This window comes from Arthrobacter sp. HLT1-20 (genome assembly GCF_054510895.1).
In genome coordinates, this window is the sequence record NZ_JBTNDR010000041.1 from 23,587 (window position 1) to 34,004 (window position 10,418).

The following is a 10,418-nucleotide window of genomic DNA, read 5'->3' on the forward strand; positions in this document are numbered from 1 at the left end:
GGTTACAGGAGACGGAGTGGCCGATCGCCCACCTGGACGCTGATTTCCTGGCCCCAGGAGGCGGTGAGCCGGTCATCCTCCATGCCGTCACCAAACACCACCAGCTGGTCGGACGCCACTGTGATGCGTATGGATTCGCCCGCTTCCAGCACTCCCTCGGTCAGGGACGCTCCGGTGATGGGGGATGGCCAGGCCTCGCGGACAAACCAGGCGAGTTGGGGTGAGGTGGGGGCGGGCAGGGCGCGGCCACCGCGTTCCAGGGCGATGGATGCGCACCAGCCGGTGGCGCCCGTGCCCGTGGACACGATCAGCCCGGAGGAGGATTGGCGCTCGGCCCGGCCGTCCACCGTCGTCAGTTGATAACGGGCCGACTGGTGTGAGGCGTGCCCAATGAAAACCTCATTGAGCCCGGAGAGCTCCTGCCCGTCGTCGAGCCGGGCCGTCACGGTGGCGAGCTCCGTACAGCGCAACTGCTCCAAACCTCCGTTGATGACCTGCAGCAACCGGGCGGCGGCCGCGGGTGTATGCCGGACCAGGACGCCCGGATTCACGCCGGGCTCGGGGTCGATACCGAGAACGGGCTGGCCGGTGAGGTACTTGGCCACATTGGCCACGAGACCGTCCTGGCCCACCACGGCGATGATGTCCTCGGAGGTGAGCATGAACCGGCTGAGGTCTGCGCGCTCCACTTCGGCGCGGCGCCACTCGGCCGGAATTGCTGCGCGGACCGTGGCCAGGGCCGCCATGAGATGCTCGTGGCGTTCCTGGACGTCGTTGATGGTGCGGCCGCGGGTGCGCAGGAAGAACTCGGCCTGGCCGCGGGTGGCGTGCCGGTCCAGGAGTTCCTGCAGCTCGGTGCGCCGGTAGACAATGACAAGGCGATGGGTGGCCATGGCTGGAGTTACCTTTCGTTGCGTGCTGTCACAGCGGCTGGCTGGGGCTGGGCCGCCGGAGCTTCCTTGAACAGGCCAGCCAGTGCACCGCTCAGGAGGTCCGGGGTGATGGTCAGGTTGCCAATGTTGGGCAGTGATCCGGCGGCCTCACGGAAGGCCAGCGCCAGCAGGGTGGCCTGGTCCATGCCCTGGTAGACCTCCATGGTGGCGGCCTCTTTCGCTGCGGCGGCTTCACCCACGATCCGAACCTGGTTTGCCTCCGCGGTGGCGCTGATGCCCTGACGTTCTGCCGCAGCGCGAGCTTGGATGAGTCCGGCGGCGGCACGCTCCTCGGCCTCGCGGCGTGAGTTGATGCCTTCCTGGGTGACCAGGTTTTCACGCCGGGTGGCCAGTTCAATTTGGCTTGCCATTTCATTCTCGGAGATGGTCCGCTCGCGCTCGACGGCGACTGCCCGGCGTTCGTACACCGCCCGGTCGGCTTCGGCCTGGAGCTGTTCCCGGACCGGCGTCTGCAGGGCGCGCTCCACGTCCGACTCCGGGCGCACGGCCAGGACTTGCACGCCGAGGATCTCGATGCCGGTGGACATCAGCCGGCCATCCGTGCGGAGGGCTTCGGTGAGAACGTTGCGGAGCTGGCTGACGCCGTGCTCCAGCGCCTGGGCCAGGGTGGTGGCGGCGATTTGGTCGATCGCGTGACTTTGGCAGAGCTGGCCAATGATGGTGGCCACCTGCTCCTTGCCGGCGGCCGGCGGTGCGCCTACGCCCTGGAGACCGAAGTCGAGGCGGTTGGAGACGGAGACGGGGTCGATGAAGCGGTAGGTCACATTGGCCTGGACGCTGACGTCCTGGTGGTCGCGGGTGATGGCGTGGAACAGTGTGGGCAGTTCCTGATCGTCCACGGGAACCTCGCTCAGCACGGAATTTGCCGGCCGGAACCAGAAGGCCTGGCCCACGCCCTGGTGCTTGACGGCGCCTTTTTGCAGGTGGACAACGTAGCCGGTGGGGCTGCCCAAAAAGTGGCTGATCCAGGGGTAGCGCTTGATGCTGGCCATGGGGTGCTCCTTGAAACTCTTGATTGTCGTCACTTTGACGATAATTAAACTCTAGGTCACTCATCCGTTTATTGTCAATGTGACGATAAGTATCTACGATTGACGCATGCCTGATTCCCACCCCGCGCCTGAGCGCTTCCCGGTGACTGTCGACGTCGTCGCACTCACCATCCTCGACGGCGGCCTGCACGTGCTGCTCATTACCCGCCTCATCGAGCCGTTCCGGGGGACGCTGGCACTGCCTGGCGGGTTTGTGCTGGCTGGCGAGGATCTGGTGGCGGCGGCACGGCGCGAGTTGGCCGAGGAGACCGGTGTAGAGCAGGTGCCCGGGCATATGGAGCAGTTGGGGAGCTACGGGCCGCCGGGGCGCGACCCTCGTGGGGATGTGCTCACCGTTGCGCACCTGCTGCTGGCGCCGAATTTCCCCGTCCTGTCCGCCGGGAGCGACGCCGCGCACGCCGCCTGGTATCCGGCCGATGAGGTCATGGACGGCAGCCTGGCGCTCGCCTTCGACCACCGGCAGATTCTGGACGACGCCGTGGAGCGGGCAAAGTCGAAGCTGGAGTATTCGCCGTTGGGGGCGGCATTTTGTGGCGAGGAGTTCACCATCGCCCAGCTCCGCGCCGTGTATGAAGCGGTGTGGGGCACCCGCCTGGATCCGCGGAATTTCCACCGCAAGGCCACGGGAACACCCGGCTTCCTGGAGGAGACCGGGCACATGTTTACGGGCGACGCCGGCCGGCCAGCAGCGCTGTTTCGGCTGGCGCCGGCTGCCCGGTCTTCAGCGGGTCAGTCAACGCGTGCCGTGCTCAACCCGCCGCTCATGCGGCCGAGGGGCTGAGGGTGGCAGTGTCAGGAACAAGCCAGGTCGGGAATCCGGGCAGAAGCCTGCCCGCAATCTGATTGCCCAGGGCGAATGGCCTCCAGAAGGTACGGGGCGGGACTGCCTTGCCTCCAGTGCAGACATCAACCCTGCGCAACGTTTAGGCTGGCCACAAGATGAACGATGAGCAGATTCAGGAAATAGTTGACAGGGTCATTGAGGCTCTGCAGAATTTGGCGCCCAGGGACCCTGCCTGGTGGGTAGCCTGGGCAGCCTTCGGTTCCTACGCCACCTTGCTGGCAGCTGTCGTGGCCTTCTTGATTGGCTGGCTTTCTCTCCGGCAGCAGAAGAACGCCCTGGCAACCCAGGTCGCCGCGAATACGTCATCCCTGGAGCAGAAGCGAGAGGCGGACGCCAGATCCGAATGGTGGCGGCGGACGCAGTGGGCGCTGGAGGCGGCCACCTCCGAGAACCCGACGATGTATAGCTATGGTGCCGGGATGCTTGACCTCTTAGCCAAAAGTGACCTGGCCGGGACCGAAGATAAAGCGCTCCTGGATGCCGTTTGGGAGGGCACTTCCACTGAGATGAATGACGAAGGCATTGAATTGCTCATACAGGATGCCTTGGATCAAGAAAATCTCACGGAAGAAGAGCTGGCCTCGTTGAGCAGCTTCGTAGGAGATGATCCACAGCTTCCGCCAGCGCCAGGGGATATAGACGATCCGCCAGCATCAAGGGAGAATGAAAGTAGCAAGGAGGACACTGATGGCTAATGTGAGGAATTACGATCCCGCGCACAAAGGCGAGGTGTTCGACACCCTGCGCCGTGAAATCCTCGCTGCACGGTTGAAGGTCACCCTCGATCAAGAACTCAAACGTGAGACTTCTCCAACCGTGAAGCGCCTGGCTGGCATGAAACTGCCGCCGATTGTCAGGAAGCCGTATCAAATCATTGAGGTGCCCAACGTGTATGTCGCCGGGGCTGCACCGGTCACCAAGCGTCCGAAGCCCGGACAGTCGCCTCGTCTCCTCATCAATGAAATGAAGTTCCGCAAGGCGAAATCCGCCACGACTCCACTGGTGAATGAAGCCGTGAAGCCTGCTATCGCCAAGCACGGTGTTCCGGAACAAGCCAGTCGCCCGACGATGAAGTACTGACGTTCGGCGCCGACTGGAACAGTCGGTCGCCGGGAGTCAGCAATGATAGCGGGCTTGCAGGATGGTCACCTGGTGATTGTTGGCAATGTAGACAAGCTTGTTGACTCGTCAATGCGTCGGGACCAAATGCCAGCCAGAGCATGTTTCAATGCCGCTGGGATTCCGATGCCTTCGAGCGGGTCGTCTCGAAGAATGTCCTCAGTGAGGATGCTGATTCGCCAAGGGTCTTCCTATTCTGGGCCGGCCAGCATAGGCAGTCTTCCCAGCCCCCGGCGGTCCAGGCTAGGGCGCGCCACTCAAGGTTCTTTGGCCCATGCTCGACGACGTTGCCCTCACGGGTCGGTTCCAGAGCTGCAAGAAGACGTTGCGCATTCTTCGGTGAGCGCAGCAGGTAGCTGGTTTCCACCAGCGAGTCATACTCATCCTTGGACAACAGCACCGCTGAGCCACGCCTGGAGATGATTTCGACTTCGGTGTGATCGAGAATGACGTGCTCGATGAGTTCAAAAGCTCGCGTCGCGCATCACTCGCAGTTATGGCCACAACAACCCTGGTTGTTCCAGAACTGGTCTCGCTTGGGCTTGCTTGTGGTCTTTGAGGACGCTGAGAGGCGCAAGGAGGCCAACTTGGGAGCGAAGTAAACCCCACGCTTCCTGCCAACGAAGAAAAGCAGCATTCTTGCGCCGTTCGTCGCCGCGGCAGCTAGGCCCGCTGCGGCGGAGCCAATCGGCACAACCAAGTACTCCGTGAAAAGCAAGTAGTCGCCACTCGCGTTTTGTCCGCGGCGACTGCATAGCCTGATCCGTGTGCACTGGCCGCCGGCCGAGTGCAGAGATGCGCTCCTGCATCATCACAAGCCCTGGGGGGGTTTCCATGAGCAACACAAGATCTGTTTCCTTTTCCACCCGCAGACTGGCCAGCGCTGCCATTATGACTGGTGTCGTCACCAGCATGTTGGTGTTCGCGCCTCCTGCAACGGCTGCTTCCAGCCCGTCAGGAGGCATCTGCAACGGTGTCATCAACCAGCTGTCCCACCGCGGAGTGGTCCAAGAAAACCTGTTGAAGGCCGCGTCAAAGAAGAACGCCGCCATCATCACGCAGTTATTGGCGCAGCGTGCCCAACTTCAGACCAGCGCAGATGATCTCGCCGCACAAGTTGAGGCCGGGAACCAGGCGATCGCCAGACTTGAAGCACAGGGAGTTCAACTGGACACCGAACTGACGGCGGCAATCGCCGATCTGGCCGCGCTGCACGCGGAGCAGGCGACCACTCAGCGGGCCATTACGGCAGCAGAATTCGAGATCGCAAATTTGAACGTGGAGAAGGACGCCGTGCAGGCCCAACTCACGCCCCTGCAGTCACAGCTCGAGGCCAGCCAAGGGGCGCTGGCGCAGTTGGACACCCAGGCCCAGGCGGCTGCTGGCCACGTGGCGGCCAAAACGGCAGAAGTTAATGCTGCGCAGGGCGAACTTGCATCGCTGCAGGACTCAGCCAGCGATGCTGCCGCCCAGCTCGCTGCCAAGAACACCCAGATCGCCGATGCCGAGGCCGCCTTGGTCGAACTTGTTCAAATCGCGGATGCCGCCGATGCCGCCGTCGTAACTGCAACCCAGGCTGTCACGGACGCCGCCTTCGAGCTCAACCGTTTGGAAGACCTCGGCACCGCAGCCCAGGCCGAACTCGATGCCCAAACTGTTAAGGTCAGCGAGGCAAACGCAGCCCTGGCGGCTTTGCAGGCCGCCGCAACCAGCGCAACGGAAGCCGTCACGGTCAAGAACGGGGAGATCACACAGGCGCAGGGAGAACTGACAACCCTTCAAACCGCCGCGGCTGCCGCATCGGAAGCCGTTACCGTCAAGAACGCAGAGATTTCTCAGCTGCAGGGCGCGCTGGTTGGCTTGAGGGCGGCGGCGGACGACGCAGCTGCTGCCGTTTCCCACAACGCGGCGATGATCACCGCGGCCAACGCGAGCATTGCCACGTTGCAGGGGCAGATCACTGCGGGGAACTCGAGTATTGCCGCGAAGCAGGCGCAGCTTGCGACGGCGCAGGGAGCACTGGCCACCTTGCAGGTCAGCGCAGCCGCACTTGCCGCCGAGATCGCCGCGCTTGAGCACAGGATTGCCACCGAGTTTCCGCCCACCAGCAATGGCAAGAAAAAGCAGGAACTGATTGCCGAGCGTGACCTCAAACAAATCTCGCTTACTTCCGTCAACACCCAGATCACGGCCAAGACGGGCGAGATCGCCGCCTACCAGGGCGATCTGACAGCACTGCAGTCCGCCGTCAACGCGCTGAACTCTCAGCTGCTACTCAAGCAGCAGGACAGTAGCGCACTGCAGCAGCAGGCCGCGCCGTTGCAGGCTGCCTTGGATGCCGCAAACGCGGCAGTGGCCACCAAGCAGGGAGACATCGCAACCCTGCAGGGGCAGCTTCCGGCGCTTCAGGCTGGCGTGACTGCAGCCAACACGGCCGTGACCAACAAGGTAGGGGAATTGAGCGCCCTGCACGGTCAGTTGTCTGGTCTTCAGGACGCTGAGGATTCTGCAAAGGCCGCTGTTGTGGTCCAAGAACAGGTGGTTGCCGCACTCGAAGCCACGCTGCCGTCATTGACCGAGGGTCTGGCGGAAGCTCGTGCCGCAATTGATGCCCAGGAATCCGTGCTGGGGAGCTTGCAGGGCCAGTTGGTCGACGCCCAGAACGCCGCGGCGACGGCTGAGCTGGCCGTGGCCGCTAAGACTGCCGAACTTGCCACACTCAATGGCGAAGTGCCGGCACTCCAGGAGTCGGTGGACAACGCAAACGCCGCCGTGGACACCAAGCAGGGCGACATTGCCGCTCTCAACATCGCTGTGAATCACCTGGTCGCAATTCTTTCGGGGATCAATGCACAGATCACTGCGAAGGAAGCGGATGTTTTGGCTCTGCAGGGGCAGGTGGCGCCGTTGCTGGCACAACTGAATTCCCTCAACGGTGAAATCACCGCTGCGGACGCCGCGCTGGCGGCGCTGCAGGGACAGCTGACGTCGCTGGACGGGCGGGTTACAGCCGCACAGGCAACCCTCCGTGATCTGGAGGCCCAGAAGAAAACTAACAAGGACGCGGTCAAGTCCCAGAAGGACCTGGTTAAGGGCTTGCAGGACCAGCTGGGATCGGTGCAGCGGCAGATCGGCGCCATTGACAGCCAGATCGCACTGGGTGGCTGCGCTGCTTGATCTGGGTACAGCAAAGGCCCCTGCTTTCCTTCTAAAAGGGAAGCAGGGGCCTTGCTCATTGGCGGTGACGGTGGGATTTGAAACCCTTAGTTCGCACAGGTCACAGCTACGATCCGCCAAAACTCGCTGTTTTCAGTTGCTCAGGATTGCTGTTCATGAGTGCTGATTTGGGCAAAGTGTGGGCAAAATGTGGGCACCCGAGGCGTTGCCGATACTAGATGACAGTTTGCCTGCATCCCAGCCCTGGAGGAGTGGGTGTTCTTCTACCCGACTAGATTTGCCTCTTGCGAGCTATTGATTAGTTAGCTCCCAGACTGCGCGGGGGTCTCTTTTTGATTTTCCTATCCAGCGAACGAAACCAAGACCAAGGAGAGCGTCAAGACGCTTCTTTGCGGCAGGGCTGCTTAGGTCCATGGCCTCGGCAATTTCGCCGGTTCCCATTGGTCCTCCATTGGCCCGCAATATATCTAGAACCCTTTGGGAATCGCGGGGGAGCTTGGCCAGTTGCAAAGGATCTAGTCTCTGCATGGCTTCGAGAGTCAGGCGAACCGCGCCTTGTTCCTGCTGGTAGATGGGATCGGTAAACCCTACACGTCGCATTTCATCGAAAATTCGCTTGATACCTTCGCCAAGTTCTTGGCCAATGCGCAAGTCTGCACATACCTTCGCTATGCGTGGATTGCGCGCGTATCGGCTTATTTCCAACGGGTGGCGAGGGTCCGCCAGTCCAGGGAAACGCCCTGGACTGACTATCTCAACCCTTGTTTGATAGATCTCAACGCGAATGTGGTCCCCCGCGAGGCTGTACGAACGATGGATGACTGCATTGACCAGACCTTCAAGCCAAGCTTCTCGAGGCACGACAGGCTGCGCCTCGAACAATCCGGATTCACGTAAAGCCCGTCTCTTCGGGATGAATGAACTGATTGCCAAGTCCGCATTATGAATGACTTCCGCTATCGGACCTTCGATGCGAATGTCCTTCCCTTCTTCAACATTCAACCGTGCACCTGTTCCTCGCTCGTCCGTTAGAAACTTGATTACTCGGACGTAGGCTTGCGGAAAGGTGTCCTGTGGTGATTCCGCAAAGAGTAGATAGCCAGCATTAGTTACGGTCCCGTCGTGGGTAAGGAGACCCCTATTTTTGAATAGTTCCTTAGCCGTGCGAATTGATCCTGTTGCCTCGTGGTAGGCCTTGACTCCAACAGGGTCCAAGTTATCTAAGGTAGTGCCAGCAACAGGGTGTCCATCGAATTGGCTTTGCCCTCTATCGAATTCCAGCTCTCGGCGCTGCTCGTGCCTCAATTTTCGAGATTCATCACCGACGCGCAGATAGCAGTCCCCGTTTTTCAATTCGTGCACAACCTCACCTGGTTGCACTCGAAGGACGATAAGAGTGTCGAGTTTTCCAGCGCTGTTGATGCACTTTACTTGTTCCACTTTTACGCGGGCAGGCGGGACTGTGTGGTCGATGGAGGTCTGCTGGAAGTCATTTATCTTCTCGGGCGTCGCTCTGACTCCCTCGACAACGCCGTCATGCAAGCCGAGTACAAGAGTGCCACCTTCGGCATTGGCAAGAGCAACTATGTGCTGCGCTAGATCCTTTGGTGCTATGCGAATCGACTTGCGATCGAACCATTGGTCCTCTCGCAGACGAAAGAGCGCTGGGCCCACTTCTGCCGGGGCTCGCACTAGAGCTTGGTCCACCATATTTGCAGTCATGAAATAACTCTAAGTGTTCGGAAGGGTATGCCAGATTTCATGCTGACCTTCTTCGGTGGAATAGTCCGCATGCAGCTCCTTTTCGAATCGTATTCTGCCGCGCGCACCAACCACGGCCACGGATCTCAGATCTCGACCAGGGCCACGGCCACGGGCGCGGCCACGACGGCCACCCGCGCGGGCTACTCCAAAGAAGCACCGGCCACGGATCACGACCAGCAGCGCGGCCACGACGACGACGGCCACGATGATGACGACGGCGACTCGCGCGGGCTACTCCAAAGAAGCACCGGCCACCGCGCGCACCAACAGCACCAGCCCCTCGCGCACCAACCGCGGCCACGATGATGACGACGGCGACGGCGACGGCCACGGATCTCAGATCTCGACCAGGGCCACGGCGACGACGGCCACGATGATGACGACGGCGACCACCGCAACGGCCACGGCCACGACGGCCACCCGCGCGGGCTACTCCAAAGAAGCACCGGCCACGGATCACGGATCTCGACCAGCGCAACGGCCACGGCCACCGCGCGCACCAACCATGGCCACGGATCACGGATCACGGATCACGGATCTCGACCAGGGCCACGGCCACGGCCACGGCCACGACGGCCACCCGCGCGGGCTACTCCAAAGAAGCACCGGCCACGGATCGCGGATCTCGACCAGCGCAACGGCCACGGGCGCGGCCACGACGGCCACCCGCGCGGGCTACTCCAAAGAAGCACCGGCCACGGATCACGGATCTCGACCAGCGCCACGGCCACGACGGCCACGATGATGACGACGGCCACGGCCACGACCACGGCCACGACGGCGACTCGCGCGGGCTACTCCAAAGAAGCACCGGCCACCGCGCGCACCAACAGCACCAGCCCCGCGCGCACCAACCACGGATCACGGATCACGGATCTCGACCAGGGCCACGGCCACGGCGGCCACGATGATGACGACGGCGACGGCGACGACCACGGCCACGACGGCGACTCGCGCGGGCTACTCCAAAGAAGCACCGGCCACGGCCACGACGGCCACGATGATGACGACGGCGACGGCGACGATGACGACGACGACGACGGCGACTCGCGCGGGCTGCTCCAAAGAAGCTCCAAACCTCCGCGCGCACCAACAGCACCAGCCCCGCGCGCACCAACCACGGATCACGGATCACGGATCTCGACCAGGGCCACGGCCACGACGGCCACCCGCGCGGGCTACTCCAAAGAAGCACCGGCCACGGATCTCGACCAGCAGCGCGGCCACGACGGCCACGATGATGACGACGGCGACGGCGACGACGGCGACTCGCGCGGGCTGCTCCAAAGAAGCTCCAAACCTCCGCGCGCACCAACAGCACCAGCCCCGCGCGCACCAACCACGGCCACGGATCACGGATCTCGACCAGAGCCACGACGGCGACGGCCACGATGATGACGACGGCGACGGCCACGACGGCGACTCGCGCGGGCTGCTCCAAAGAAGCTCCAAACCTCCGCGCGCACCAACAGCACCAGCCCCGCGCGCACCAACCACGGCCACGGATCT

At 62.3% G+C, this 10,418-nt stretch carries 11 protein-coding genes; 6 read left to right on the forward strand and 5 right to left on the reverse strand.

The window, feature by feature from the left end; all coding sequences use genetic code 11:
• Window positions 1-2: 2 nt before the first annotated feature.
• A complete protein-coding gene (locus tag ACX80Q_RS16465) occupies window positions 3-893 on the reverse strand; it encodes a diacylglycerol kinase catalytic domain-containing protein (RefSeq protein ID WP_459331613.1) in 891 nt (296 codons plus the stop codon).
• A gap of 8 nt (window positions 894-901) precedes the next feature.
• A complete protein-coding gene (locus ACX80Q_RS16470; RefSeq protein WP_459331614.1) occupies window positions 902-1,945 on the reverse strand; it encodes an SPFH domain-containing protein in 1,044 nt (347 codons plus the stop codon).
• 106 nt (window positions 1,946-2,051) lie between these two features.
• Between ACX80Q_RS16470 and ACX80Q_RS16475 the strand changes: the two genes are divergently transcribed.
• The 3 genes from ACX80Q_RS16475 to ACX80Q_RS16485 all read left to right on the forward strand — a co-directional run bounded on the left by ACX80Q_RS16475 (window position 2,052) and on the right by ACX80Q_RS16485 (window position 3,929).
• Window positions 2,052-2,786, forward strand: a complete 735-nt coding sequence (locus ACX80Q_RS16475; RefSeq protein WP_459331615.1) for an NUDIX hydrolase — start codon at window positions 2,052-2,054, stop codon at window positions 2,784-2,786.
• Between the two features lie 158 nt (window positions 2,787-2,944).
• Window positions 2,945-3,544 (forward strand): hypothetical protein, encoded by a 600-nt coding sequence (locus ACX80Q_RS16480; protein ID WP_459331616.1) that lies wholly within the window; start codon window positions 2,945-2,947, stop codon window positions 3,542-3,544.
• Window positions 3,537-3,929, forward strand: coding sequence for a hypothetical protein (locus ACX80Q_RS16485; protein WP_459331617.1), 393 nt, complete (start codon window positions 3,537-3,539; stop codon window positions 3,927-3,929). Before ACX80Q_RS16480 ends, ACX80Q_RS16485 begins: the two co-directional genes overlap by 8 nt.
• A gap of 65 nt (window positions 3,930-3,994) precedes the next feature.
• On the opposite strand, the gene ACX80Q_RS16490 is transcribed toward ACX80Q_RS16485, so the two are convergent.
• Together ACX80Q_RS16490 and ACX80Q_RS16495 are read right to left on the reverse strand one after the other, a co-directional pair.
• A complete protein-coding gene (locus tag ACX80Q_RS16490) occupies window positions 3,995-4,144 on the reverse strand; it encodes a type II toxin-antitoxin system YoeB family toxin (RefSeq protein ID WP_459331625.1) in 150 nt (49 codons plus the stop codon).
• Complete coding sequence (locus ACX80Q_RS16495) at window positions 4,075-4,428, reverse strand: type II toxin-antitoxin system Phd/YefM family antitoxin (RefSeq protein WP_459331626.1); 354 nt, start codon at window positions 4,426-4,428, stop codon at window positions 4,075-4,077. The genes ACX80Q_RS16490 and ACX80Q_RS16495 overlap by 70 nt, the downstream gene beginning before the upstream one ends.
• A 374-nt stretch (window positions 4,429-4,802) precedes the next feature.
• Between ACX80Q_RS16495 and ACX80Q_RS16500 the strand changes: the two genes are divergently transcribed.
• Window positions 4,803-7,145 carry a coiled-coil domain-containing protein gene (locus ACX80Q_RS16500; protein ID WP_459331618.1) on the forward strand — a complete coding sequence of 781 codons (2,343 nt, stop codon included), beginning with the start codon at window positions 4,803-4,805 and terminating at the stop codon, window positions 7,143-7,145.
• A 291-nt stretch (window positions 7,146-7,436) separates the two neighbouring features.
• Here ACX80Q_RS16500 and ACX80Q_RS16505 read toward each other — a convergent pair whose 3' ends face one another.
• Window positions 7,437-8,867, reverse strand: coding sequence for an ATP-binding protein (locus ACX80Q_RS16505; RefSeq protein ID WP_459331619.1), 1,431 nt, complete (start codon window positions 8,865-8,867; stop codon window positions 7,437-7,439).
• Between the two features lie 250 nt (window positions 8,868-9,117).
• Between ACX80Q_RS16505 and ACX80Q_RS16510 the strand changes: the two genes are divergently transcribed.
• Window positions 9,118-9,654: a hypothetical protein gene (locus ACX80Q_RS16510; RefSeq protein ID WP_459331620.1), complete on the forward strand. Its 537-nt coding sequence runs from the start codon at window positions 9,118-9,120 to the stop codon at window positions 9,652-9,654.
• A complete protein-coding gene (locus tag ACX80Q_RS16515) occupies window positions 9,651-10,304 on the forward strand; it encodes a hypothetical protein (protein ID WP_459331621.1) in 654 nt (217 codons plus the stop codon). The genes ACX80Q_RS16510 and ACX80Q_RS16515 overlap by 4 nt, the downstream gene beginning before the upstream one ends.
• The last annotated feature ends 114 nt before the right edge of the window (window positions 10,305-10,418 follow it).

Bases quoted from the DNA above. Each gene is read 5' to 3' on its own strand.
- ACX80Q_RS16465 (WP_459331613.1), bottom strand. From the start codon at position 893: ATGGCCACCCATCGCCTTGTCATTGTCTACCGGCGCACCGAGCTGCAG.
- ACX80Q_RS16470 (WP_459331614.1), bottom strand. From the start codon at position 1,945: ATGGCCAGCATCAAGCGCTACCCCTGGATCAGCCACTTTTTGGGCAGC.
- ACX80Q_RS16475 (WP_459331615.1), top strand. From the start codon at position 2,052: ATGCCTGATTCCCACCCCGCGCCTGAGCGCTTCCCGGTGACTGTCGAC.
- ACX80Q_RS16480 (WP_459331616.1), top strand. From the start codon at position 2,945: ATGAACGATGAGCAGATTCAGGAAATAGTTGACAGGGTCATTGAGGCT.
- ACX80Q_RS16485 (WP_459331617.1), top strand. From the start codon at position 3,537: ATGGCTAATGTGAGGAATTACGATCCCGCGCACAAAGGCGAGGTGTTC.
- ACX80Q_RS16500 (WP_459331618.1), top strand. From the start codon at position 4,803: ATGAGCAACACAAGATCTGTTTCCTTTTCCACCCGCAGACTGGCCAGC.
- ACX80Q_RS16505 (WP_459331619.1), bottom strand. From the start codon at position 8,867: ATGACTGCAAATATGGTGGACCAAGCTCTAGTGCGAGCCCCGGCAGAA.
- ACX80Q_RS16510 (WP_459331620.1), top strand. From the start codon at position 9,118: ATGACGACGGCGACTCGCGCGGGCTACTCCAAAGAAGCACCGGCCACC.
- ACX80Q_RS16515 (WP_459331621.1), top strand. From the start codon at position 9,651: ATGATGACGACGGCCACGGCCACGACCACGGCCACGACGGCGACTCGC.